The sequence below is a fragment of the Candidatus Accumulibacter sp. ACC007 genome, assembly GCF_907163205.1.
Taxonomy (GTDB): domain Bacteria; phylum Pseudomonadota; class Gammaproteobacteria; order Burkholderiales; family Rhodocyclaceae; genus Accumulibacter; species Accumulibacter regalis.
Map to the genome: position 1 here is coordinate 1 of NZ_CAJQUD010000008.1, position 26,584 is coordinate 26,584.

Here is a 26,584-nt window from a genome sequence, read left to right on the forward strand (position 1 = left end):
ATGCCCTGCATCTTGAGTACGAAGGGCCGCACCAGCATCAGGAAAGTGACCAGGCTCGACACCGGGTTACCCGGCAGGCCGATGAAGGCCACCTCGCGCTGCGCTCCGCGGACCTGACCGAAAGCCAGTGGCTTGCCCGGCTTGATGGCGATTTTCCACATCTCGAGCCGACCCTCGGCTTCGACAGCAGCCTTGACGTGATCCTCCTCGCCGACGGAAACGCCACCCGAGGTGAGGATCAGATCGCTGTCCAGCGCCGCAGCGCGCAGCGCCTGGCGGGTCGCGGCAAGGTCGTCGGGAACCTGTCCGTGATCGAGCAGCTCGCAGCCCAGACCGTCCAGCAAACCGGTCAACAGGAACCGGTTGGCGTTGTAGATCGCCCCTTCCTGCAGCGCCTCGCCGGGCATGCGCAGTTCGTCGCCGGTGAAGAAAACGGCCACCCGCAGGCGCCGCAACACCGGCAGCGAAGCGATCCCCACCGACGCCGCCAGCGCCGTGTCCTGTGGCCGCAGGCGCTGGCCGGCGGCGAGAATCTCGCTGCCGGCGGCGATGTCGCTGCCGGCACGACGGATGTGGTCGCCAGCTTCGGGCAGATGATTGATCGTCACTTCGCCGGCGACGTGCTGGCAGAGTTCCTGCATGACGACGGCGTCGGCGCCGGCCGGGATCGCCGCGCCGGTGAAAATCCGCGCGGCGCTTCCCGGCTGCAAGGGGCTGCCGACGCTGCCCGCCGGGATGCGCTGCGCCACCGACAAGCGTGTCGGCACCTGGCGGACGTCGGCGACGGCGACGGCGTAGCCGTCCATCGCCGAGTTATCGAGTGGCGGCGCATCGATCGGTGCCCGCTGCGCCTGCGCCAGCACGCGGCCGGCGGCGGCCAGGGTGGGCAGCGAGCTCGCTTCGGCAAGCGCCGACGCCGCGCCCAGCAACTGCGACAGCGCCTGATCAAAAGACAGCATGGCTCGCTCCCCTCAGTTGAACGGTATCGAGAATGTAGCCGACAATCGCCGGCGTGTCGTTCAGGTCCAGCGCCACCAGGCCGGCGGGAAAACCCGGCGGCAGCGGCTGGTCGGAGGCCACGCCGACGATCTGGCGATGCACGGGCCACAGCGGCGGCTTGCCGTTGGCCGGCCGATAGACCTCCAGCGTCGGCACCGCCTCGTCCTTGAAACCCTCGACGAGAACCAGATCACACGGCGAAAAACGGGCCAGATATTCGGCCAGCGACGGCTCGCGAGCGCCGCGCAACTCGTTCATCAGCACCCAGCGCGAACTGCTGGCCAGCAACACCTCGCCGGCGCCCGCCTGGCGGTGCCGGAAAGAGTCCTTGCCCGGACGATCGATATCGAAATCGTGATGCGTGTGCTTGATCACCGAAACGCGCAGACCGCGTGCCGTCATCTGTGGCAACAGCTTTTCGAGCAGCGTCGTCTTGCCCGAACCGGAATAGCCGGCGACCCCGAAAACCTTCATCGACAGCCTCCGGAAGAATCCTGACAAGACACCGGCAGCACCGCCGCAAAACCGCCACCGCGGGTTCTGAAATTGGTCGTCTGGCCACGGTAGAGGCGTGCGGAAAGCAGTTGTACCTCGCCCTGGTAGACGTAGTTGCGCAAGTCCAGCTTGAAATCCTGGCCAACGCCATCGACCAGGAGGTGGCGCTCGGATGGCGCGACCAGTGCCTGCGCGACGTAGCCGCCGCGCGCGATCTCGGCGAAAACGCGGCGGGTGACCTTGTCGCCCCGGTACGCCGCCTTGCTGCCAAAACCGGCCGCCGGTTTGAAGAACCATTGCTTGCGACTTTTCCAGAACGCTTCGGCCGCGGCCGGCAGGACTTCCTCGGTACGCGGAATACTGCTCGCCAGGAGCCGCCGATCGTGCTCCCCGACGCCGATCTGCGCCAGCCATTGCTCGTCGCCGAGCAGCGCCAGATTGCGCTTGTCGGCGTACAGCGCGTGCATCTGTGGATGCGGGGTGAGGACCACCGCGTCGGCCAGATAGGCGGCACGCAGCGCTGCATGCTGCGCCTCGGCAAGCGCGAAGTCGGTCAGCCGGTTGTAGACCAGGTCCACGGTCGCGCCGCGACAGGCGAGACGCTCGCCGTCAAAGGAAAGCTCTTCCGGGTCGGCAACCACCGTCGCGATGCCATGCGCTTCGAACAACTCGCGGAAGAGCTCGAACTCGGGCGCCAGATACTGCTCGCGGGGGCGGGTATCGACGATCGCTACGCGCGTCAGCGGCTGTTCGGGAGACTTTCCTCGCGCCAGCCGCCACTCCTCGCGAAACATGTTGACGAAAGCCGCCTCCAGCGGACGCGGGGCAGGCATCATTTTCGCCACCGGAGCGCAGCAGGCGCGCTGGGCACGCAAAAGGCGGGCGTTGAGCAGTGCCCCGCCGGCATTCGAATTGACCTCGATAAGCTGCGGACCGTCCGGCCCGAGGTGAAAATCGTAGCCGAGGAAAACGCCCGCGGCGGCCGGTGAATGGCGGGCGATTGCCGGCGCGTAGGCGAGCACCCGCTCGCGATAGGCGGGCAGCCGCAGCACGCGTTCGAGAGCGGCAATGGTCTGCGCCATGCGCAACAGGTGCGCTTCGCTGACAAAGACGACGCTGTCGGAGAACAGGTGTGGCCGCGTCGCCAGGAGTTCGGCATGCGAGACGCTCCCCTGGCCTTCTTCGAGCGCCCGCTTCAGCGACGGGTGATCGACGGAAATGCACGCGCAGCCGCGATTGAGCCACTCGGCTGCGGCAGCGCAGTCGGCGGGCATCAGTTCGGCAACCGCCGGCGGCAGGGGCGCGGCCATCAACTGCCCGCCACCCCTGGCGAGGCGAAGAAGGCCAGCGCTTCTTCGACATCGCGGCTGCGCTTCATCGGTGGCAGGCTTCGCCAGATGCGCTTGCCGTAGGGTTTGCTGATCAGGCGCGGGTCGCAGATCATCAACACGCCGCGATCGCTCTCGTCGCGAATCAGGCGCCCGGCACCCTGCTTGACGTTGATCACCGTGCGCGGCAACTGGTACTCCATGAAGGCATTGCGGCCGGCGCTCTTCATGCGCTCGATGCGCGCCGAGAGCACCGGATCGTCGGGCGGCGCAAAGGGCAGCTTGTCGATGACCACCAGCGACAAGGCTTCGCCGCGCACGTCGACGCCTTCCCAGAAGCTCTGGCTGCCGATCAGGATGGCGTTGCCGAGGCGGCGAAAACGCTCCAGCAACTCGTTCTTGCTGCGCTCGCCCTGCAGCAGCAAAGGCAGGTCGAGTCCTGCCCGCTCAAGCTGTTCGCCAAGCAGTTCATGCGTTCGCCGCATCGCGCGCAGCGAGGTGCACAGAAAGAACGCCCGCCCGTGACTGGCCTCGAGCAAGGGAAAGGCGGCCTTGACCACTGCTTCGCTGTAACCCTGACTGTTCGGCTCGGGGAGACCTTTCGGCACGTACAGCAAGGCCTGACGCGCGTAGTCGAAGGGGCTCTCCCAACGTGCCGAACTGGCGTCGGCAAGCCCCATCTCGGCACAGTAATGGCTAAAATCGTCCTGCACGGCAAGCGTCGCCGAGGTGAATATCCAGGCCCGCGGATGACCGCTCATCTGCTTTTGCATGATCTCGGCAATCACCAGCGGCGTCGCGTTGAGCTGCAGGCTATGGCTATGCGTTTCCCCCCAGCGGACGAAATCGGCGTGGGCGCCGCTCTGCCCGCCGTTCTGCCAGTTGCGCACGCGCAGCAGCAATTCGCCCGCACGCCGCCAGCAGCTGTCCAGGCCCTCGGAACGCTGCGCCTGCGTTTCCAGCAAACCGGCCAGCGCTTCGAGCTCGTCGACCACGCCGGCGACGCCACTCTCGAAGCCAGCCCTTCCCTCGAGTTGCAGGAGCGCGAAACGCGCCGGCTCCACCGGCAGCGTCAGACGCAGGTCGCGCGCCGCCTTTTCCAGGCTGGCACACAGCCTGGGAAGATCGAGGCAGTCGCGCGCCGACGCCAGAGCGGCGATCTGGGTATCACGCGCCAGCTCGCCGAGCTGCGCCGTCGACACGCTCTCGCCGAAAAACAGGCTGGCGATTTCCGGTAGCTGATGCGCTTCGTCGAAAATTACCGTGTTGCACGCCGGCAGCAACTCGGCCGTTCCTTCGTCACGCAGCATCACGTCGGCAAAGAACAGGTGATGGTTGACCACCACCAGGTCGGCGGCCAGCGCTTCGCGGCGCGCCGCCAGGACGAAGCATTCCTTGTGCTGCGGGCAGTCCTGCCCGAGGCAATTGTCGCGCGTCGAGGTGACCATCCCCCACACCGTGGCGTTCTCGGGAACGTCGGCGCAGTCGGCCTTGTCGCCGCTGCGCGTCTGTTTGGCGAAACGGGCGATGTGCCGCGCGTAGGCGGCATCCTCGCGCGCCAGGAAACGGCCGTCGGCCAGCGCTCGCTCGAGATGATAGTGACAGAGGTAGTTGGCGCGGCCCTTGAGCAGCGCCACCTTGACGGGTGCCTTGAGCGCCTTGCGGATGGTCGGAATGTCGCGCGAGAAGAGCTGGTCCTGCAGGTTCTTGGTGCCCGTCGACACGATCACCTTGCCGCCCGAGAGCAGCGCCGGAACCAGATAGGCATAGGTCTTGCCGGTGCCGGTGCCCGCTTCGGCGTCAGCACGCTATTGTCGGCCATCGCGGCGGCGATGCGCTCGGCCAGTTCGAGCTGCTGAGTGCGCAGCCGATAGCCGGGAACACCGCTGGCCAGCGGGCCATCGGCAGAGAAAACTTCGGAAAGCAGGGCGGTCATGCGCGAATCGTCGGAAGCAGCGCGCATGCTACCAGAAGCCGGCGCAGCCGCGCGATTCCCGACTGCGCCGCGAACTATTGCCTGGCTTCGCGCAGCAAGTCGCTCAGATACTCGGAGGGAATGGCAAAACTGATCCCGACGGCTTGCTCAGCGTTGATTCTTGCTCTCCTTGACGAAGACCATGTTGATGATGCCGACCACTTCGCCGCGGTCAAGCTCGTACAGGGGGCCACCACTGTTGCCCGGATAGGCGGTCGCGTCGAGCTGGAAAATGTCGAAGCTGCCCCGGCGCAAGCGAGCGATCACTTTGGCGTTGAGGTTGCGGCGTTCGAGCTGGGCAGGACGATCGGCGTGATCGACGAAATGATTCCCCGGTGCGTGACCGGCGAAAGGCCGAGAACGGCACCATCGGAAAACCGGTAAATGCCACTGACTGTCCCTCGCGCACCCGATTGGAGTCGTGCAGCGTCAGCGCCGGCATGCTCGGGCCGTCGACCCGCAGCAGGGCGAGATCGTGAATCTTGTCGACCCGCCACCGTTCGCGCTTCGCGCCGCTGCAGCGAGGGTCCCGCTGGACGGGCCATGATCACCAGGCGCTCGCCGGCCGCTTCGTCGATCTTGTCCGGCAGGACGTGCCGAATTGGTCGCCACCTGACGGCCATCGCCGACGACGAAGCCGGTACCGCGCATCATGAACTGCGGGCATGCGCGTCAGCTGATAGGTGCCGATGACGACGATCGAAGGCTTCACCCGATCAATCACGTCGGGCAGATCCGCCGCCACTGGCGCGGCGAAAAGCAGCAAGCTGGCCGCCGCGACGGCTGTGCACCAGTAGTACGCCACTGCCCGTGCCCGGGCTGCGGGCAGGGAAAAGCTGCCGGCAGGTCGCCGAGGCGGTTGCGCGAGAGGAAAGGAATTCGGGACCAGAGGCTCATCATGTTCCTTCGACGACGATCAGACGCTTGCTGACACGGAAGCGACCGGGGAACGAGCAGCCGACAGCGCCGCGCCTCGGCGCGCCAGCTTTCCTAGCTTCCCTGGGTCAGGCGGATGCGCGGCAACTCCGGCGAAGGCGTCGTCACGCTGGCGTCGTAGGGATGCGCTTCGCGCTGGAAAAGACTCATGATGCGTTTCACGTAGCCGCGCGTCTCGGCGTACGGCGGTACGCCGCGGTAACGATTGACCGCACCCTCGCCGGCGTTGTACGCCGCCGCGACCAGGCTGACGTCGCCTTCGAAATAGGCCAGCAGCCAGCGCAGATAGGCGAGACCGCCACGCAGATTCTGCTCCGGGTCAAACGGTTGCTGACGTTGAAGCGCGCCGAGGTGTCCGGGATCAGTTGCATCAGGCCCTGCGCGTTCTTGTTCGAGAGCGCCTGCGGGTTGAAGTTGGACTCGGCGCGGATGACCGCCAGAGCCATGGCGCGGGCTGACACCGTACTGGGGCGCCAATTGCCGGACCAGACCAAAACCCGCATTCCTGAGCTTCACCGCGGGCAACCAGCATATCGCGACCGTCGTCGGCAAGAAGCGCCGGACGCATGCATTCGGGCACCTTGGCGCCCGGCTCACCCACGAAGCGCAGCATTTTCTGCGACTGCGCGTGCCCCTGTTTCGCCGCCAGAGCGAAAAAGTACGCCGCACGCGCGTCGTCGCGGTCGACCCCGCGACCGTTGGCGTACATCCAGCCAAGGTTGAACTGCGCCTCGGCGTCGCCGAGCAGCGCCGCTTCACAGTACAGACGAGCCGCCCGCGCCGGTCCTTGGCCACCCCTTCACCATGCTCGTAGCTCAGCGCCTCGGTGCGCACCGCCAGCCAGCGCACGGCATCGGCAGCCTTGTCCGCCGCCACGGCGGGCGCCGGCGCGGCGAAGACGAGCAAGGCGCAAACGAGCATTGCGGCGCAGACTGGCAGCGGACTGCGAACGGCGGCGGTCATCACGCACCCCCGCCGGTGACGGCGAAGCGTGACACATACCAAGGCATGGCGGCTTGCACCCCCGCCTGCAGTGCTTGGCTCGGGAGATAGCCGAGCAAGCGCCTGGCCTTGCCGATATCGGCCTGCGAGTGGCGCACGTCACCGGCCCGAAAGTCCCCGTAGGCGGCTTGCACCTGGCGTACGTCGGGGCGAATATCGGCAAGCGCGTCGCGGAGGATTTCGAACAGCCGATTGAGCGTCGTGCGGTCATCGACGGCGACGTTATAGACCTGGTTGAGCGCCGCCGGCTCGTCGCTCGTCGCGGCCAGCAGATTGGCCTGCACGGCGTTGTCCACGAAACAGAAGTCACGGCTCGTCTCACCGTCGCCGTTGATCGTCACCGGCTCACCGAGGAGCAGAGCCCGTGTCCAGCGGGGAATGACCGCCGCGTAGGCGCCCTGCGGATCCTGGCGCGCGCCGAAGACGTTGAAATAGCGCAGGCCGATCGACGGGAAGGCGTAGCAGCGAGCGAAGACCTCCGCGTAGAGCTCGTTGACCAGCTTGGTCACCGCATACGGCGACAGGGGTCGCCCGATCGTGTCTTCGACTTTCGGCAGCGCCTGATGATCACCGTAGGTCGAACTCGACGCGGCATAGACAAAGCGCCTGACGCCCGCGTCGCGGGCGGCGACCAGCATGTTGAGAAAGCCGTCGATGTTGGCGGCGTTGGTGGCCTGCGGATTGGCCAGCGAGCGCGGCACCGAACCCAGCGCTGCCTGATGAAGAACGAAGTCGACCCCGGTGCACGCCTCGCGGCAGGCGTCGGGATCGCAGATGTCCGCTTCGATGAAACGATGAAGCCGCCACTGCCCGGGAGTGAGCAGCGCCTGCACCTCGTCGATATTGCGACGATGTCCGGTGGCAAAGTTGTCCAGACCGACCACCGTCTGCCGAGGCTGAGCAGCTTCTCGACCAGATGCGACCCGATGAAGCCGGCGCTGCCGGTCACCAGCCAGCGTGCCGACCGGGCCAGCAGGCGCTGCTCAAGGGCGGCAAAAGCGGTCGGCAATGCAGACATTACAGGCGCCACACGGTCACACCCTGGGCACGCAGCTGCGCCGCACTGAACATGCTCTTGACGTCGGCCAGAACACCGCCTTTCTGCAGCTTGCCGGCGATGTCGGCCAGCGGCCGCTGCTTGAACTCGCGGTGGGCGACGGCGGCGACGATTGCCACAGCGGCCGGCAATTGCTCCCAGGGCGTCAGCTCGACACCGTACTCGTGGCGCGCTTCGTCGGCGTCGGCGACCGGCTCGTGCACCAGCACCTGTGCCCCGTACGACTCGAGTTCCCGGATCACGTCAATGACGTGCGAGTTGCGCAGATCGGGGCAGTCCTCCTTGAAGGTCAGGCCCAGGACGATGATCGGCGCGCCCTTGACCGGCAGGCCATTGCGAATCATGTGCTTGATCGTCTGTTCGGCGATGAATTTTCCCATGCCATCGTTGATTCGCCGCCCGGCGTTGATCACCTGCGGGTGATAACCGAGCATCTCGGCCTTGTGCGTCAGGTAGTAGGGATCGACGCCGATACAGTGACCGCCGACCAGACCGGGACGGAAAGGCAGGAAATTCCACTTGCTGCCGGCCGCTTCGAGCACTTCGAGCGTATCGATGCCGATGCGATCGAAAATGATCGCCAACTCGTTCATCAAGGCAATATTGAGGTCGCGCTGGGTGTTCTCGATGACCTTCGCCGCTTCGGCGACCTTGATGCTCGAGGCCGGGAAAATTCCCGCGGTGATGATTTCCGAATAGACGGCGGAGACCCGTTCGAGGGTCTCCGGCGTGTCGCCGGAAACGACCTTGACGATTTTCGTCAGTGTCCGCTCCTTGTCGCCGGGGTTGATCCGCTCGGGCGAATAACCGACGAAGAAATCGACTTTCCACTTCATTCCGGAGAACTTCTCGATGATCGGGATGCAGACTTCCTCGGTGGCACCGGGGTAGACCGTCGACTCGAAAACGACCGTCGCACCACGCTTGAGGTTCCTGCCGACCGCTTCAGACGAGCCGACCAGGGGCCCGAAATCCGGCCGATGCGCCTCGTCGACCGGCGTCGGCACGGCGACAATCACGAAATCGGCTTCCGCCAATGCCGCCGGATCGGTACCCACCTCCAGGTGTGTAGCGGCCTTGAGGTCGGCGCTGCTGACTTCGCCGGTCGGATCGAGGTGCTGCCGGTAATGCGCAATCTTGCTGGCTGAGAGGTCGAAACCGATGGTCCGCCGCCGCTTGCCAAACTCGACTGCCAGCGGCAAACCCACGTACCCCAAACCAACCACAGCAACGGTAGTCATTTACTTGTCATCCTTTCAAGATCATCGATTGCCAGACGTTTGCGCTCAGAGCCCCTTGAGCAGGTCGGTGACTTCGGCCTGCGCCGCAAACTTGTCGCCCAGCTTGGCAAGCTGCTCAAGCTCGCTCCTGGCTTCCTTCTTCTGTCCGGCCTTGATCAGTGCCTTGGCATAATTGAAACGGATCAGCGACGCCTGCGGGGCCAGTTCCACCGCTTCCTTGAGCAGCGCCACTCCGCGCGCCTTGTCGCCCTTTTCCATCAGCAGGACACCGAGAGTATCCATCACGGCCGGCTGCTTGGGTGCCAACTTGTTCGCTTTCTCGGCATAATCGACGGCCTTCGGATCCTTCAACTGACCGGCCACCCAGGCCATGTTGTTGAGCACCGCGGCGTTGTCCGGCTGTGCATCGAGCAGGATGCGATATTGCTTGGCCGCTGCGGCATAGTCCTTGCGGGCGGTATCCGCCTCGGCCAGATACAGGCGGAAGCGACCATCCTTGGGGTGATCCTTGAGCCAGGTCTGAGAAAACCTGTCCGCTTCGGCAGCATTTCCACCCACGGACATGGCCACATGCAACTTGACGGCCAGCTCGGTCGCCGCGGGAATCTGCGTGAGCCCGGCCCGGTAGGCCGTTGCGGCCTCCGTCCACGAGCGCTTGGCGGCATAGGCATCGCCCTCGAAAATGTAGCCGACAGGCTCCTTCGGCCGCTGCTTCTGCACCTCACGGGCGACAGCGACCGCCTCCGGCAGGCGACCGGCGTCGAGTTGGAGCATGATGATTCCGCGCTGTGCCTCGAGCGAATCGGGCATGACCTTCAAGGCCTTGTGCAAGCTCTGCAAAGCCGCTTCCTTGTTCTTTGCCGCAACTTCGACTTCGGCCATGCGCAGATAGGGCAATGGCAGATCGGGCTTGAGCGCGGCCAGCTTGCCGTAGGTGGCCAGCGCCTGGTTGAACTCTCCGGCGGCCTGCTGGGCACGTCCGGCAGCGTCCAGGATCTCGGCCTCGTTGGGCAGCACGGCGACCGCATTCTGGCGGCGGAAAGCGCGCTCTTGATGTCGTTCTTGCCGAGATAAAGACCGATCAGGCCGAGATGGGGTGCGGACTCGGTCGGGTTTGCCGCCATTGCCCGATTGATGAGGGCGGCAACGTCCTCGGTCGAGCCGCCTTCCTTGGCACGCATCTGCGCGAGAGCGAGAAGCGCCTGCATGCTCTTGGGATCCTTGGCGAGCACCGCTTCGAAGCGCTTCTTGGCGTCGGCGGGCTTTTTCTCGACGATATCCAGATTGGCCAGGTTGGCCGCTGCCGGATAGAACGCCGCATTCACGGCCAGAGCTTTCTCGAAACTCGCCCGCGCGCCAGCCAGGTCGTGCTTGCCGAGCAGTGCCGTGCCGCGCAGGTTATGCACCAGCGGGTCATCGGGCTGCTTCTTCTCCATGCTGGTGATGGCCTTGAGGGCAGCGTCGAACTCACGACGCTGCAGGTGCGCGGCAATCAGGGCCAGGTCGGCGCGGTTGCCCGGGTCGGCAGCGGCAACCTGCTCGAGGTCGCGGAAGGCCACCTCGCTCTCGCCTTGCGCCAGATTGACCATCGCCAGCGAGGTCCGCTTGCCGGCGTTCTGCGGGTCGAGCGCGGCAGCCTTGGCGAAGTATTCACCCCCTTTGTCGATCTCGCCGTTCTGAACATAGACCTGGCCGGCCAGGGCCAGCATGTTCGAATCCTTGTCGATCTTGCCGAGCACCGGCGTGAGAACGCCCAGCGCCTTGCCGGGCTGCGAGCTACGCAGGTAACTGGCAATCAGCACGCGCCGCGCGATCCCCAGCTCCGGCGTGCTCGGAAGCGCCTTGAGCAGGTAGATCTCGGCCTGCGGATAGGCCTTCAGCTCGTACTCGATGAGGCCGGCCAGCTGCAGGCCGAGAGGACTGTCCGGCGTGAACTTGAACATCTGCTGGATGGATTCCCTGGCCGCCGGAAAGTCCTTTTGCTGGTAAGCCATCAAGGCCGACAGGTAGGTCGTCTGCGGATGGGTCGGAGCGATGTTCTTCATCGCCGCGATCTGTTGCCCCGCCTCGGCGAGTTTGCCGTCGGCCATGAACAGCCTGACGATCGCCGCATGCGCTGGCAGGTACGCTGGCCGCAGCTCCAGGGCCTTCCGATACGCCAGCATGGCGCCCGCTGAGTCGCCCTGGGACGACAGAACGTCGCCCTTGAATTGCCAGGCGTCGTAGAGGTCCGGCGACTTCTCGATCGCCGAGTCGACCAGCACCAGCGCGGCCGGCAGCTCGCCCTTCCTCGCCTTCTGCCCGGCCTGGCCAAGCAGCGCCGGGCCGTAGCCCGGTTGCGCCGCGACGGCGGCCGCATAAGCGGTTTCGGCCTGCACCGGCTTGTTTTGCATCAGGTAGGCCGTCGCCAGTGACGTCTGCAGGTCGGCCTTGGCCTGCGCCGTGGACAGGTCGGCGTTGGCAAATTCGTCGGTCACCTTGTCGGCCTGCCCCAGCGCCAGCATGCTGCGCGCAAGAGCCGGCGTCACCTCGTCGGCCGAATAATTGTAGAGCTTGGCCTTGCGCAATTCGACCTCGGCGCCGGTCGCGTCGCCGGCCTCGAGCAGCGCCTTGCCGAGAAGAAAACGCGCTTCGGCCAGGTCCGGTTTCTGCTGCAGAGCGTTCTTCAGCTGGATGGTCGCGGCCTTGGCATCGTGCTTGGCCAGGTACTCCTTGGCCGATGCGAGCATGGCTTCCGGTTTCTCGCCGCCACAACCAACCAGGAGCAGAGCGGCCAGCAAACCCGAAACGGTCGCTTTACGCAATCGCTGCATTGATGAGTCACGCGTATTCATAGGTATCCCCACGGAGTGGTAAAAATTGCAATTAGTCTACTTGAGTCCAAATCGATGCATCAGGTCGTACAGGGTCGGGCGGCTGACGCCAAGCAGTTCGGCGGCCTTGACCACGTTCCCGTCGGCACGCGCCATGGCGGTGATGATCACCCGCCTCTCGGCTTCGTCGCGCGCCTGGCGCAGATCCAGCGGCGTCGCTTCCGGCGGTTGCGCGGTGGACAAGCCGATGTCGTCGGCGGTGATCTGATTGCCATCGGCCATGATGACCGCCCGCTTGATGCAGTTTTCGAGTTCGCGCACATTGCCCGGCCAGCGGTGGGCTTCGATCGCCCGGGTGGCATCTTCGCGCAGGGTCATCGCGCCGCGATTCTGTTCCTCGGCAAAGCGTCGGACGAAGGCATGCGCCAATAGAGCGGGGTCCCCGGAGCGTTCCCGCAAGGGAGGGATATTTACCACAATTTCGGCAAGGCGATAGTACAAATCTTCACGAAATCCCCCGTCTGCGATCAGGGATTTGAGATTCTGGTGCGTGGCACAGACGATGCGCACATTGACCGGAATCTCCTGCCGCCCGCCGATCCTCTCGACAACACGCTCCTGCAGAAAACGCAGCAGTTTGGCCTGCAGCGAATGCGGCAGATCGCCGATCTCGTCGAGCATCAGGGTACCGTTGTTGGCGGTCTCGATCTTGCCCAGAGTCATTCGTGCGGCGCCGGTAAAAGCGCCCTTCTCGTAACCGAACAGCTCGCTTTCCAGCAGATTCTCCGGTATCGCTGCGCAGTTGATGGCCACGAAGCGTTCACCACGCCGCGTAGACGACTCATGTACCGCGCGCGCCAGAATTTCCTTGCCGGTTCCACTTTCGCCGAGCAGCAAGACCGTCGCATCACTGACCGACACCCGCTCAATGGTTCGGCAAACGCGCAGCAGCGCGGGGTCGCGAGTGAGCAGGCCGGACAGCACATCGGGCTGCTGCATCGATTGCAGTCGCTTGTTTTCCTGCTGCAGTTCATGCAGGCGGTAGGCACGATCGATGGTCAGGCCGAGCATTTCGATCTCGAAGGGCTTGGCAAAGAAATCGTAGGCTCCGAGGGCAATCGCCCGCAAGGCATTGGCGCGATCGTTCTGGCCGGTGAGAACGATGACCTTGGTGTCCGGCGCCAGGGTCAGGACTTCCTCGAGCAGCCTGAACCCCTCGGAAACGGAGTCGGCATCGGGTGGCAAGCCGAGGTCCATGGTCACCACTGGTGGCTGGAAGCGGCGAATCTGCGCCAGAGCACTCTCGCGGTCGTCGGCGGTGATGGTCTCGTACTGGTCGAAAGCCCAGCGAATCTGTTTCTGCAATGCTCGATCGTCCTCGACGATGAGCAGATGGGGTAGCTTTTCGGAACTCATTCCGACTCCTCGGGCAAATCAGCGGAGTTCTTTGTCGAGCCCGCGTCGAACAATGGCAACAGCAGGGCCACCTGCGTACCGACATCGACAGCGCTGTCGACCGACAGCTTGCCGCCCAGCTCATGCACGTACTGAAAACTCTCGTAGGCACCAATCCCCATGCCGGTCGGCTTGGTCGTCTGAAAAGGCTTGAACAGGCGCTCGCGAACAAACTCCGGACTCATCCCGTGGCCGCTGTCACCGACCTCGACCAGCGCATAGTTCCCTTGCCTGGCAAGACGGATCCACACGCGCCCAGTCGGGTCCGTGGCCTCCAGCGCGTTCTGGACGAGATGGCCGATGACACGTTCGATACGGTCTTCGTGGCCGCGGGCGACGAGCTTATCCTCGATGGTCAATTCGACCTCGCGTCCCTGACCCGACTTGGCGGTCTGGATGCGGCGCACCGCGTCAGCCAGATCGATGCCGCGTGGACTGTCAAGCGGCGTTGCGCCCTCGCGCAGCTGCAACATCAACTGGCGCATTCGTTCGACCGAGTTTTCGACGGTCATCAGCATGTCTTTCTGGAATTCGGGGTTGTCGCGGTGGCGTTCTGCGTTCTTGATCATCAACGACAACTGGGCGACGATATTTTTCAGGTCATGGACGACAAAAGCCGACATGCGGTTGAAGGAGTCGAACTTGCGCACTTCAAGCAGCGCTTCGCTGGCCTGCATCTGGCCAAGAAACGCTCCCGCCTGCCGGCCAGCCGTTTTCAGCAGGTCGTTGACCTCCCAGTTCACGTCGATTCGGGCCCGAGCCGTGGCCAGCACGACAAAGGCGATCAGCTCGTTGCCGGTGGTCAGCGGCACAACCAGCCATGCGTTCGGCACTTCGACCAGCCACGACGGCAGGGCGAGGCCATCATAGCGCCGCGGCAGCGAGCGATACTCCTCGAGATTGATCACCCAGCCGCTGTCGATCAGAAACCTGCACAAAGGACTGCCATCATCCTCCGTGGCCGCCGACACGGGCATGTTCCAGCACGCGGCCTGGGCAAAGAAACGCCCCGAAGGATCCTTCAACCACAGCGCACCGCCGGGACTCTCGACCATGTCGGCCAGGCCGCGCACGGCGTGACGGCCCATTCCCGAGAACCCGCCTTGCGAGGAAAGCGTCTGCGTGAAGCGCAGCCATTCCTCACGGTAGTCATAGCGGTAGCTGAAGAAGTGCTTGCCAACCTGGACCCGCAAGCGCGCACGCATGGACCCCGAAAAGGTCAGCGCAACGAGAACCAGCAGGGCAGCAAAGAGCAGCGCCAACTGCAGGGCCCGCCCCCACTCGCCGCCGAACAAGCGAACGTAATAGCCGGCGGAAGCCATGAACAACAGATAGATGCCAACGATGACCAGGGTTGCCGACTGCAGGGCGGCACGCTGCGACATCACCAGACGGCGCTTCCAGTCGTGGCTGCGGATCGCCGAAAGAGCGACCATCGGCAAGCTCACGGCGTGCGCAAAACCACGGATACTGAAGGCGTCGGCGTCGACCTGGTTGAACAACAGCGCGTCGGAGTAAAGGTAGAGATCGAACAGGAATGTGCCACCAAGGCCCAGACACAGCGGCTTGATACTCCAGCGAAAGTCGGGCGAGACGTTGCGAAACAGTTGTTCGAGCAGGACCAGACCGAAGACACTCATCGCCAGCGACGTAAATAGCGACAGGCGCTGCGCGGGCAGGAGCAGGTCAATGCCGGTGACCACCAGTACCTGCGCGCCGAAACCAACGACGACGAGGAGCAGGGCGATGCCACCCAACCAGCCGACGCGCACGCGCGCCGGCGCACCGTCGCCGGGCTCCGGCTTCATCAACAGGATCAGGAACAGATACCAGCCACCGAAGCGCAAGGCATCGGCGAGCATGCTGCCGGCGAGGAAGACAAGGTTATGGGTCAGCGCAAAAGCCATCCCCAGCAGTCCCCATACGGCACACAGGCTGACCGCCAGGAACATCGCGCGGCTGCGTCCTCCGACTCGCCAACCCGAGGCCAGATAGAGCGCCAGGAAGGCGGCCAGCAGTCCGGTCAGCCCGTAGCTCCAGGTAGCAATCATCGCCATATTGGTTGCCATCACGATCGACCAGCCTCCCCAATTCGCGCCCACACGCCATCTGCCAGGATCGCCAGAAAGCTCACTGAGCGCCTTTGCCGGTCAACACCACGCCGACCGTCTGAAAGAGAATCACGACATCGAGAAACAGGCTGTGATTCTTGACGTAAAACAAATCGTACTGCAGCTTCTGAATCGAATCGTCGACCGTCGAACCGTAGTGGTAGCTTACCTGCGCCCAGCCGGTGACCCCGGGCTTGACACTGTGGCGCACGGCGTAGAAGGGTACGTCGCGAGTCAGTTGATCGACGAAATAGGGGCGCTCCGGACGCGGTCCGACCAGGCTCATGTCACCGGTCAGCACGCTGTACAGCTGCGGCAACTCGTCGATGCGCAGCTTGCGGATGATCCTGCCGACACGCGTCACGCGATCGTCGTTGGCCGTCGCCCAGCGCGGTTGGCCATCGCTTTCGGCATCCTTGCGCATGCTGCGAAACTTGATGACATTGAACAGGCGGCCGTCGAGACCCACCCGCTCCTGCCGGTAGAAGACTGAAAAGCCGTCTTCGAGGATGATCATCAGCATGGTCAGCAGCATCACCGGTGCGGCCAGCAGCAAGAGGACGCTGGCGGCGACGATATCGAACAGGCGCTTGACGCCGGTCCGCCGCCAGCTCTGCCGAAAGCCGTCGCCGAAGATCAGCCAGCTGACACGCAGCGAATCGATGCGAATCTGCCCGAGGGCACGTTCGAAGTAGCTCGCCAGGTCGAGAACCTTGACCCCGGACAGTTTGCAGTCCAGGAGTTCGCGCAAGGGAAGCGCGCCACCACGACGCTCGCGAACAGCGACGATGATCTCGTCCACCTTCAGCGAATGCGCGGTGTCGGACAGCGACATGTCGCGCGACAGGAGGACCTGCGCCGGAACGACGATCTCGGTATCGGTCGGGCTGGGATAAAAGCCGACGATGTGGATATCCGGATCCGACTTGCGCAAGACGCGACCGACATTTTCCGCCTCGTCGCCGGCGCCAAAGACCAGCACCCGGTGACTGAGCAGCAGGCCGCTACGGCTGTGCGCCGAATGGACGCGGTGCAGCAAGGTCGCGAAGAGCGCCGCCAGGCCGGAGAGGAGCATGAAGCCACGATCGACCTCGGCCACGGAGAGCATGGAGAACACGACATAGGCCAATGGAATGGCCAGATACAGGGACAGCACTGCACGCGCCCGCGTCTCGGCCCGAGTGCGGCTATGAACGCGCTGATAGATACCCAGCCAGGCGTTGAAGGCAATGCTCATCAGCGCGAAGATCAGCGCATAGAAAGCCACCTTCTCGAGTGCTATCTCGCCGCCACGACCGACCCAGACGGCGACCAGGATCACGCAGACCACCGGGAACATCAGATCGATCGCCACCCGGGCGATGGTCGCCCGATAAAACCAATGATTGAAGACCTTGATCACGACAGACCCCTTGCAATCGCCAATCTGAAAGCTTTTCGTTGATAACGGACTTGCCGAACGTCGCCCTGGTGAAAGGGAAAGCAGGCAAGTATCACGAAACAGAGGTTATCAACGGAACAACGCCAAGACCGTGACCGAATACACAAGCGGGGGGGAATACCTTGTAAAACATACCGTCCAACTCCCTACAAATACCAAACGTGCACTTCAATACAATGCGCTAATACATTGATATGTCTTGTTTCTATTGATTTTTGACGAGCGCGTGCAGTCAGGAATTCTGCAAGCTGCGGCGTCTGTCAGGGCGTCCGACCGGGAACCGACGGCGCTGCAAGAGGGTTGGCAGCAGCGCGCCCGTTCAGGAACAGGGCAAAGCATAGCAGCAAGAAGAACAGGAAAGCAGGCCGCGGCATGTCCAGAAGGCTGGAAAAAACGCCGACGGTCATAAATGCAATTAATGTAGCCAGTAAAAAGGGGGCCAAAACATGCGTACGTCCCGGCCCGCGGAGCAGGTTGACGCAGGCCAGCGCCAGCAGGACGAGCAGGAGCAGGAGGCCGCAGACGCCCTGATCGATGAGCATTTCGAGAAACAGGTTGTCGATGTGCCAGGGAACGAAATAATGGCGACCGGCAAAGAACCAATGCGCGAGCCCGTCGGAAAAGCCGCCATTCTCCAACAGGTCCCGCCCCGTGTCGTCAAGGAGGTGCAGCTTGGCGACGTCGATGGCGTCACCCGACCCGGCCAGGAGGCGCAAACTGAGAAAACCGAGAGCCGGTGGCCACGCACCGGCGGTGCTGGCAGCGGGAGCGTTCAGGCGCAGCGAGAAGTGGTGCCATTGCGCGTCCCCTGCCGGAACCCGCACCAGCGTCCCACGGCAGGAAGCCTCGTAGAGTAGATGCCTCTGGCAGACAGCCACACTCAGCCTGGCTTCCTGCGGCGCACGCAGGTCCATCGCCAGCGTGTAGGTCCCGTCGTGCAGTGGCGACACGCGTTGCAGCAGTTCGAAAGCGCCCTGCCGACGCGCGTCTTGTGACGGGCCGGAAAGGCGCAAATAGGTGCCGCTCCGGCGGTCGTCGACAAGCAGCAGGCGGCCGGGAATCGCGCTCTCCGGCACGGCCTGTGAATAATTGGCAGGAAAACGTCCCAGGCCCCTGCCGAACATTATCTCTGACGGCGATCGCAAGAGGTTCAGCCCGGCAGTCCAGTGCTCCAGGCGCCCGCCCAGATCGCGCTCGCTGGCCGACAGCCGCCGGCTCATGAAGTTGCCGAAGCCAAGCACCGCGACCACCTCGAAGGCCAGGACCACCAGCAGGACACGTCCTCCCCACAGGCGCCAGGCCTCCGGCGGCGGGAATGGCGAATCCGTCGGCGCGCTTGTTGCCGGCAAGCTCGTCGGCGGAAACGACTGCCGCTGCGCCGACAAACGCCAGGCCAGCAGCGCCAGGGACAGCCCCACGCCAAGATAGACGCTGCGCGAGAAACTGGTCAGGCAGGCGTAGGCGACGAGCACCGCCAGCGCTGCGGCGATGCCCCAGCGCCGCCGATCCGGCGCGCGCACCACTGCATGGACGGCAAACGGAACCGCCAGCGCAAGATAGCCGTCGAGCGCCGCGCCACCGACGTGCATCTCCCAGAACAGGGCCGTGCTGCGATAGGCCGTCGAGAAGTCGAACAGCCCCGGGTAGGCGCTGCGCTCCCAGACAATCGCCACACAGAGCAGCCCCAGGCCGGTCGCCACGCCCGCGGCGAGACGGGACGCCGCCAGCGCCGGCGCGCGTTCGTGCAGCTGGCGCAACGACGGCAAGAGGAGCAATGCGAAAAAGAAAGCCTTGCCTGCGCGCAAGCTGTTCAAGGGCTCTTCGTAGCCCTGGAACCATCCCGCCAGCGAGGGATCGGCAGCGCTCAGACCACGCACCAGGGCCACAGCGTAGGATACGGCGAGCGCCGCCAGCCCGATTCTGGCCAGGCGAACGAGGGTGAATTCCGCGGATCCCGCGCTGCCGTCCGGACGGCAGCAACGGGTGAGGAGCGCCTTCAGCCGCCCTCGCTGCACCGTCCGGGCGCCGTAACCGGGGCGCGCTGGCGATCGACCCCGGCGTGGCCAGCAATCGGCGGCCATGCGTGCCTGGCAGCCGCTCACCGCTGCCAGTAGCAAGAGGTCGAATTCGTCGATGCCGATCCAGCCGGTCCACGCCGAGAAACTGGCGACCGGCAAGAGTGCCGGGAGGACGAACAGGAAGAGCGACGGGCGCAGGCCGACCGCCATGGCCCAGGCGACGAAAGCGACACCGAGCAGGTTCGGCCACAAGGGATGATTGGCGGCGATGAACAGGCCCAGTGCGCCAGTGAGAGCCGCCAGCGCAGTATGCAGCCCGAGCGGCCAGCTCACGGCCTGCCGCCCGAGCAAACACAGCGGACACTCTCAACGCGGCCTGCCTGCCGGCTTCCAGTGGTCATCAGCCCTCTTTTTTTTTCCGTTCGCCTGGCCGGCGCAAGACCTTGGCGCGGGAATACTGTCGGTGCGACCCGTACCTGTCAATCGATCAAGCCTCGCGACCGCGAAGCTCATGAGCCGGACACAACGCCGACGCAAGCGCTCAGCGACGGGAGCGGCTAGCGCGCAAACGGAAGAGGCCACCGGTGGACCACGATCGTGCAGCATGGTCGAAAGGTGGCCTCAACGCAGCAAAGCCCATGCCAGAGGCAAGCAGCCCTGCTAGCTAGCCGGCTTCAGCTCGTTGGCAGCAATCACCCGCGCACGCCGAAGCTGGATGACAATCACCAGCCCCATCAGCAGAAAGGCAGGAATATAGAACCATTCCTTGTCCGGTCGCTCGGTGGCCACCTCGAGGGCAGTGATGACAAAGCCCTGCTCGATGCCGAGCTTCGCCGCACGGCTGCCGAACTTGACCCCCAGGATATCGACCTGATCACCCGACGCCATCAGGCTGAGGCCCACGGCATTGAGACGCTGCAGTGCGGGCGCCTGGACGCCGAGCGGCAGCAGGACCCCCTTGGCGACCTTCTTGCCGTTGATGTCCTCACCCTCGATCCAGACCCTCAGACCAGCACCGTCGGGCGCCTGCTCGACAACCTCCATGATCTTGGTCGGCGGCAACTTGTCGTAAGGCGGATGGATGATGTCCATCCAGAAACCCGGACGGAACAGAGTGAAGGTCACCAGCAGTAGAACCAGGGCTTCCCACCAGCGGTTGCGGGTCATGAACCAGCCCTGCGTCGCGGCGGCGAAAAGGAGATTGGCGATGATCGCCGTAGACACCGTCAGGAAGAGGTGTCCGAGGCTGTCGATGCCGATCAGCAACAACTGCGTGTTGAAGATGAACATGAAGGGCAGGATCGCCGTTCGAATGCTGTAGCCGAAGGCCGTGACACCGACCTTGATCGGGTCGCAGCGCGCTATCCCGGCCGCGGCATACGACGCCAGGCCTACGGGCGGTGTCACGTCGGCCATCAGTCCGAAATAGAAGACGAACAGGTGTACGGCAATCAGCGGCACCAGCAGACCGCTCTGCGCACCGAGTTCGACCACCACCGGAGCCATCAGGGTGGATACGACGATGTAGTTGGCCGTCGTCGGCAGACCCATGCCAAGGATCAGGCAGATCACCGCCACCAGACAGAGCATGATCATCAGGTTGCCGCCCGAGATCAGCTCGACCAGCTCGCTCATCACCAGTCCGATGCCGGTCAGCGTCACGGTACCGACGATGATGCCGGCGGCCGCAGTGGCGATACCGATACCGATCATGTTGCGCGCACCGGTGACCAGACCGTCAAGCAGGTCCTGGAAGCCCTGGCGAGCCGCTGCACCAAGGTCACCGTGCTGGCGGAAGAAAGCAATCATCGGCCGTTGCGTGACCAGGATGAACATCAGGAACACCGTCGCCCAGAACGCGGACAAGGCCGGCGAGAGCTCCTCGACCATCAGGTTCCAGATCAGCACCACCACCGGCAGCAGGAAGTGCAGACCGGACTTCAGCGTCGGACCGGCATCCGGCAGGTGGTCGATAGGCGTATCCGGATCGTCCATGTGCAATTCGGGATAACGTGTACCGAACTTCAACAGGCCGATGTAGCCAGCCATCATCACCACACCGACGATATAGATCGAGGCGTCACCGAAGACATCCTTGAGCCAGCCAAAGCCGTAGTAGACGATGCCGGCAAGGATGACCATTCCGGAAACGGTCATCAGGAAGGAAATCATGCGCTGGCTCAAGGTGGCCTCGTGCACATGCGGAATGCCGCGAATGTCGGCCTTCATCGCTTCCAGGTGCACGATGTAGAACAGCGCGATGTACGAGATCAGCGCCGGCAGGATGGCGTGCTTGAGCACCTGCGTGTAGGGAATGCCAACGTACTCGACCATCAGGAAGGCAGCCGCACCCATCACCGGCGGCATGATCTGACCGTCGACCGAAGCCGCGACCTCGACGGCGGCGGCCTTGTCGGGTCGATAACCGACGCGCTTCATGAGCGGAATGGTAAACGTCCCGGTGGTGACGACATTGGCGATCGACGACCCGGAAATCAGGCCCGTACACGCCGAGGCCACCACCGCGGCCTTCGCCGGACCGCCACGCAGGTGACCAAGGAGCGAGATGGCCGACTTGATGAAATAGTTGCCGGCGCCTGCCGTTTCCAGAAGAGCGCCGAACAGGACGAAGAGGAAGATGAAGCCCGACGACACACCCAGCGCGACACCGAAAACGCCCTCCGTACTCAGCCACAGGTGCGACATGCCCTTGCCGAGCGAAGCCCCCTTGTGGGCGATCAAGTCCGGCATATAGGGGCCGAGGAAGATGTAGCCAATGAAGATCACCGCCAGAATGACCATCGGCAGGCCAAGCGCACGGCGCGCCGCCTCGAGCAGCAGCACGATGCCGGCGACCGAGGCGACAAGGTCGAGCGTCGTCGGCTGACCGGGTCGCGTCGACAGCTCGGAGTAGAAAACGAAAAGATACGAGGCGCAGAAAACGCCCGCCAGTGCCAGAACCCAGTCCAGGGGCGGCACATAGGCACGCGGAGAGCTCTTGAATGCCGGGTAGGCAAGATAAGCGAGAAAAATGGCAAAAGCCAGATGGACCGAACGCGACTCGGTATCATTGAGCACCAGAATGCCCAGCGAATACGGCAGCGGCGAAGCGATCCAGAGTTGAAACAGCGACCAGGCCAGCGCGGTAAACATGACCAGCTTGGCGACCATGCCGGTCGGCTTGCGGCCACCGGTATCTGCTTCGGCGACCAGTTGTTTTAGTTGCTCGTCCGTCAGGACGGCTTCAGCTTCTTTTTCAGCCATGTGCAGAATCTCCGCAGACTTCAACGTAAGACGGCCCCGTCGGGGCCGTCGGCAGGTCTACCGGGAACGGCGAACTCCTTGCCGATCCCGCATGCTTCCGACCGATTACATCCAGCCCTTCTCCTTGTAGTACTTTACAGCGCCATCGTGCAGTGGTGCCGACAGACCGTTCTTGATCATCTCCTTCGGATCGAGATGGGCAAAAGCCGGATGCAGCTTCTTGAAGTCGTCCAGATTGTCGAAGACGGCTTTGACCATGGCATAGACAACGTCGTTGGAAACCTTCGACGACGAGACGAAAGCCGCCACCACGCCGAAGGTATTCACCGGGTTCGGGTTGTTGGCGTACATACCGCCAGGGATCGTCACCGCCGCGTAGTAGGGATAGGTCTTCACCAGCTTGTCTACTGCCGGCCCGATGACATTGATGAGCTGCGCGTGGCAGGTGGTGGTCGGGTCCTGGATGTTGGCGGACGGGTTGCCGACGACGTAGGCAAAACCGTCGATTTTGTTGTCGCACAGCGCCGCGCCATGCTCGTCGGCCTTCATCTCGGAAACCAGCGAGAAATCGCTGGTCTTCATGCCCATCGCCGGAAGCAGGATATCCATTGTCGCGCGCTGGCCTGAGCCTGGGTTACCGATGTTGAAGCGCTTGCCCTTGAAGTCCGGCAAGGCGGTGACGTTGGCGTCCTTGCGTGCGAGCACGACCAGCGGCTCCGGATGGATCGAGAACACCGAGCGCAATTCGCCGAAAGCTGCACCCTTGAACTGGTTTTCTCCCTTCAAGGCATTGTAGGCGACGTCCGACTGCGCAACGCCGAAGTCGAGTTCGCCGGCCTTGATGGTATTGACGTTGTACACCGAGCCACCGGTGCTCTCGACCGAGCAGCGAATACCGTGCGTTTTCTTTTCCTTGTTCATCAGTCGGCAGATCGCGCCGCCGGCTGCGTAATAAACGCCGGTTACCCCGCCGGTACCAATGGTCACGAACTTCTGTTCCGCAAAAGCTGCCGGGCTGGCGATGCTGGCGGAAACGGCAAGGGCGGCTGCAAGGGTGGTAAGTTTCTTCAAGAGTTTGTCTCCTCAATTATATTCAAGCAATTGGAACGAGCCATGCCGCAACCACACACACTAGCGGCTTGATCATGCGAGGGTGAGCAAGACTTCTCCGCCTTCCCTTCAGCGCTGATCCGCCCCCAGAGCAGTTATTCATGATTCAAGTTCCGGGCCTGTCGGCGCGTTGGCCAACGTCAATTTACCCGAAATATTCCCTCTCGTGCAACGGACAAAAGCCAACGCTGATCGACTCTACACATAAAACCCGCTCACGTTTAGACCAATTCCAGGAAAATTCCTGATACCAATGCAGCGCCGCAATGGCTTGCTGGCGACCGTTGGCGGCTTCCTTAGGGGAGCGACGGCGCAGGAAATCGACAATCGTCACAGCGCTGCGGGTTCCTGCGCCGACCGCCGCCGTCATTCCTTAAGCATTCTGTGCACCGCCTCCAGATGCTCCGCTTCGTTATGGCACATTCCCTGGAAGGACGCGCAAAGATCGAGAAAGTCTTTTAACTCCATGCGTTGAGCCATTTTCATCAATCGCTTGGTGAGGCGCAGCGCCTTTGGCGGCTGGGCTGCAATGCGCGCTGCGAGGTCAAGCGCCGTCGGCAATAAATGCTCGGGCTCGACGACGTCGAGCACAATCCCCAGTGCCTTGGCCTCGTCAGCGCTGACGATGCGTCCGGTCAGGGTCAGCTCGAAGGCCTGCTGGTAACCGATCAGCCGCTGCATGAACCAGGCGCCGCCATCCCCGGGAATAATGCCCAGGTTGAGAAAGGTCTCGCCGAACCTGGCGCGCCGCGACGCCAGGCGTATATCGGCCATGTTGGCCAGATCGAAGCCGGCGCCGATCGCCGCACCGTTCACCGCCGCGATGACCGGGATCTCGACTTCGCTCAGCGCCAGCGGGATGCGCTGGATGCCACGACGATAGCGCTGCGCGACCTCGGCCACGTCGCCCGCGAAATCACCGCCGCGCCTGGCCATGTCCTTGACGTTGCCGCCGGCCGAGAAAGCGGCGCCGGCGCCGGTGATGACCAGCACAGACACGTCGTCGCAGCGGTTGACCCATTCGGCAACGGCGACGATGTCTTCGATCAGTTGCGTCCCGGTCAGGGCGTTGCGCACGTCGTCACGATTGAGCGTCAGAAGCGCGACACGGCCATCGACTTCGAGCAAGGCATCGACGACTGGCGGAATGTTCATCGCCAAGCCTCCTTTGCCGCCAGCGGCTTGCGGCTGACGATTACCCTCGCATCGACCACGGCGTAGCCGTCGGGCCGGGCGATGACCGGGTTGAGGTCCAGTTCGATCAGCTCCGGGTAGGCCTCGACGAGGCTCGAAACCTTCAACAGCAGATCGACCAGCGCCGCCTTGTCAACGGCCGCTTCGCCGCGCACGCCGGCGAGGATCTTGCGCGACTTGATCTGCTCGAGCATCGACGACGCATCGTGCGGCGACAGTGGAATGGCACGGAAAGCCACGTCCTCGAGAATCTCGACGAAAATGCCGCCCAGGCCGAACATCAATACCGGCCCGAAAATGGGGTCGCGAATGACGCCGATGATCACCTCGACCCCTTTGCGCGCCATCGGCGTCAGCAGCACGCCTTTGATCACCGCCTGCGAATCGTACGCCCGGCTGGCGGCCATGATCTCGTCGAAAGCGACGCGCATGCCCGCTTCGCCACGGACGTTGAGCTTGACCCCGCCGGCGTCCGACTTGTGCAGGATGTCCTTGGAAACGACCTTCATGGCCAGCGGCTGGTCGCCGAAACGCGCGGCGATACTGGCGAGATCGTCGGCCGAGCCGGCCAGCAGTTCCTCCGGCACGGCAACGCCGTGCGCACGCAGCAGGTTCTTGGCTTCGTATTCGAAGAGATCGCGGCCTGCGGCCTGCGCCTCGGCGAAAGCGAGCTGCGCTGCGCGCTCGGGAACCACCGTTGGCACCGCCTTCTGGCCAGTGCAGGCCGCCAGATAGATACCGCGTTCACCGAGTGCCGACAGGACGCGCACCGCGTGCTCGATCGAGCTATAGACCGGCAGGCCGGCTTCGTGCAGGCGGCGCAAGGCCGGCGGATTGACCGGTGCGTAAAGGCTATAGACGATCAGCGGCTTGTCGCTCCTGCGCGCCAGCTCGATCATCGCCTCGGCGCCACGCATCTCGCCGCCGAGCAGGTCTTCGGCGAAGCGCGTGTAGTAGCCGCCGAACATGCCGACCAGGAAAATGCTGTCGACATTGTCGTCTGCGGCGACGATCTCCAGACAATCGGCGAGCAGCGCCGGGTTGGCGTCGCTGCTGCCGGCGACATCGACCGGGTTGAGCAGCGACGCCTGCGGGAAAAGGATTTCGCCGAGACGCCGACGTGTTGTTTCGCTCAGCTCGGCCAGTTCCAGGCCCGCTTCGGCGAGGCGATCGGAAGCGATGGTCGCCTGACCGCCACCGTCGGCAACCACCGCCACACGCTTGCCGCGCGCTTTCTGCAGCAGTCCCAGGCCTTCGGCGACGGGCAGAATCTCGTCCGAATGCTGGACCACGCTGACGCCGACCTGACGCAGGACGTCGACCGTCATCGCATAGCTGCCGGCCAGTGCGCCGGTGTGCGAACTGGCCGCCCGCTGGCCCGCTTCGGTTGACCCCGACTTGTACACCACGACCGGCTTGAGCGCGGTGATTTTACGCGCCGCGTCGAGGAAGCGCCGCCCGTCACGAAAGCCTTCGACGTACAGCGTCGCCACTCGGGTGTGTGGATCCTCGCCGAGATAGCGCAGGTAATCGTTGAAGCCGATATCCGCCTGATTGCCCGGCCCGGCGTAGGTACTGAAGCCGACGTGACCGTTGCGCTCGGCCTCCAGCACCAGCGACAGCAGCATGTTGCCCGACTGCGAGATGAGTCCGATGTCACCCGCCTTGACGTTGTTCAGGGCCAGCAGATTGACTTTCTTGTGCAGGTTGAACATCCCCGAGGTGTTCGGGCCGATGACCCGCACGCCGCTCTGGTGCGCAGCGGCCAGCATTTCCTGCTCCAGCTTGATGCCGTCCGGACGGCCTGTTTCGCGAAAACCGCTGGCCAGGACCACCGCCCCCTTGACGCCTTTCTTGCCGCACTCGACGAGCAAGCCCGGAACGCTGGCCGCAGGGGTGCAGATCAGCGCCAGGTCGGCGGTTCCCGGAATGTCGGCCAGCGAGCGATACGCCTTGACGCCGAGAACCGTGTCGACCTTGGGATTGATCGGGTAGATCCTGCCTGCGTAGCCATCCTTGATCAGCCCGACCATGGCCTTGTAGCCGCGCTTGGTGGGATCGGCCGAAGCGCCAATGATGGCGATCGAATCGGGAGCGAGGAAACCGTGCAGCGGACTGCGCTGAGTTGCGTTAGCCATGGTCGTC

The 26,584-nt window shown here is 63.8% G+C and carries 17 protein-coding genes and 3 pseudogenes; all 20 read right to left on the reverse strand.

Translation table 11 applies throughout. The features are described from left to right. Positions 1–959, reverse strand: a 959-nt coding sequence (glp, locus tag QZ634_RS16175; RefSeq protein ID WP_291990148.1) for a gephyrin-like molybdotransferase Glp, incomplete at its 3' end; no start/stop codon positions are given. Next, positions 946–1,473 carry a molybdopterin-guanine dinucleotide biosynthesis protein B gene (gene mobB, locus QZ634_RS16180; RefSeq protein WP_291990150.1) on the reverse strand — a complete coding sequence of 176 codons (528 nt, stop codon included), beginning with the start codon at positions 1,471–1,473 and terminating at the stop codon, positions 946–948. The genes glp and mobB, both read right to left, overlap by 14 nt. Next, positions 1,470–2,804, reverse strand: coding sequence for a hypothetical protein (locus tag QZ634_RS16185; protein ID WP_291990153.1), 1,335 nt, complete (start codon positions 2,802–2,804; stop codon positions 1,470–1,472). The genes mobB and QZ634_RS16185 overlap by 4 nt, the downstream gene beginning before the upstream one ends. Next, positions 2,804–4,758: pseudogene (locus QZ634_RS16190) on the reverse strand (ATP-dependent DNA helicase). The gene QZ634_RS16185 and the pseudogene QZ634_RS16190 overlap by 1 nt, the downstream one beginning before the upstream one ends. Before the next feature lie 147 nt (positions 4,759–4,905). Next, complete coding sequence (locus tag QZ634_RS21595; RefSeq protein ID WP_366145412.1) at positions 4,906–5,064, reverse strand: trypsin-like peptidase domain-containing protein; 159 nt, start codon at positions 5,062–5,064, stop codon at positions 4,906–4,908. A 723-nt stretch (positions 5,065–5,787) separates the two neighbouring features. Continuing rightward, positions 5,788–6,179: pseudogene (locus tag QZ634_RS16200) on the reverse strand (lytic transglycosylase domain-containing protein). Further along, positions 6,104–6,442 (reverse strand): hypothetical protein, encoded by a 339-nt coding sequence (locus QZ634_RS21600; RefSeq protein WP_366145413.1) that lies wholly within the window; start codon positions 6,440–6,442, stop codon positions 6,104–6,106. Before QZ634_RS21600 ends, QZ634_RS16200 begins: the two are co-directional and overlap by 76 nt. 253 nt (positions 6,443–6,695) lie before the next feature. Continuing rightward, a pseudogene (locus QZ634_RS16210) lies at positions 6,696–7,663 on the reverse strand (SDR family oxidoreductase). Positions 7,664–7,752: 89 nt separating this feature from the next. Then, the gene (locus QZ634_RS16215; protein WP_291990154.1) at positions 7,753–9,033 is read right to left on the reverse strand and encodes a nucleotide sugar dehydrogenase; all 1,281 of its coding nucleotides are present in this window, start codon (positions 9,031–9,033) and stop codon (positions 7,753–7,755) included. A gap of 45 nt (positions 9,034–9,078) precedes the next feature. Then, entirely contained in the window at positions 9,079–9,864 is a 786-nt protein-coding gene (locus tag QZ634_RS16220; RefSeq protein ID WP_291990156.1) for a tetratricopeptide repeat protein, read from the reverse strand. Next, positions 9,849–11,867 carry an XrtA/PEP-CTERM system TPR-repeat protein PrsT gene (gene prsT / locus QZ634_RS16225; protein ID WP_291990158.1) on the reverse strand — a complete coding sequence of 673 codons (2,019 nt, stop codon included), beginning with the start codon at positions 11,865–11,867 and terminating at the stop codon, positions 9,849–9,851. The genes QZ634_RS16220 and prsT overlap by 16 nt, the downstream gene beginning before the upstream one ends. Positions 11,868–11,903: 36 nt before the next feature. Further along, complete coding sequence (gene prsR, locus QZ634_RS16230; RefSeq protein WP_291990159.1) at positions 11,904–13,262, reverse strand: PEP-CTERM-box response regulator transcription factor; 1,359 nt, start codon at positions 13,260–13,262, stop codon at positions 11,904–11,906. Next, the gene (prsK, locus tag QZ634_RS16235; protein WP_291990668.1) at positions 13,259–15,370 is read right to left on the reverse strand and encodes an XrtA/PEP-CTERM system histidine kinase PrsK; all 2,112 of its coding nucleotides are present in this window, start codon (positions 15,368–15,370) and stop codon (positions 13,259–13,261) included. Before prsK ends, prsR begins: the two co-directional genes overlap by 4 nt. Positions 15,371–15,431: 61 nt before the next feature. After that, a complete protein-coding gene (locus tag QZ634_RS16240) occupies positions 15,432–16,814 on the reverse strand; it encodes a TIGR03013 family XrtA/PEP-CTERM system glycosyltransferase (protein WP_291990161.1) in 1,383 nt (460 codons plus the stop codon). 299 nt (positions 16,815–17,113) lie between these two features. After that, entirely contained in the window at positions 17,114–19,204 is a 2,091-nt protein-coding gene (locus QZ634_RS16245) for an O-antigen ligase family protein (RefSeq protein ID WP_291990164.1), read from the reverse strand. A gap of 327 nt (positions 19,205–19,531) precedes the next feature. After that, on the reverse strand, positions 19,532–22,135 hold the full coding sequence (locus QZ634_RS16250) for a TRAP transporter permease (RefSeq protein ID WP_291990166.1): 2,604 nt from the start codon (positions 22,133–22,135) through the stop codon (positions 19,532–19,534). Positions 22,136–22,240: 105 nt separating this feature from the next. Next, on the reverse strand, positions 22,241–23,206 hold the full coding sequence (locus tag QZ634_RS16255) for a TAXI family TRAP transporter solute-binding subunit (RefSeq protein ID WP_291990168.1): 966 nt from the start codon (positions 23,204–23,206) through the stop codon (positions 22,241–22,243). Between the two features lie 184 nt (positions 23,207–23,390). Then, positions 23,391–23,615: a hypothetical protein gene (locus tag QZ634_RS16260; RefSeq protein ID WP_291990170.1), complete on the reverse strand. Its 225-nt coding sequence runs from the start codon at positions 23,613–23,615 to the stop codon at positions 23,391–23,393. After that, entirely contained in the window at positions 23,612–24,400 is a 789-nt protein-coding gene (locus QZ634_RS16265) for an enoyl-CoA hydratase-related protein (RefSeq protein ID WP_291990172.1), read from the reverse strand. The genes QZ634_RS16260 and QZ634_RS16265 overlap by 4 nt, the downstream gene beginning before the upstream one ends. Then, positions 24,397–26,577 carry an acetate--CoA ligase gene (locus tag QZ634_RS16270; RefSeq protein WP_291990174.1) on the reverse strand — a complete coding sequence of 727 codons (2,181 nt, stop codon included), beginning with the start codon at positions 26,575–26,577 and terminating at the stop codon, positions 24,397–24,399. Before QZ634_RS16270 ends, QZ634_RS16265 begins: the two co-directional genes overlap by 4 nt. Positions 26,578–26,584: the final 7 nt, after the last annotated feature.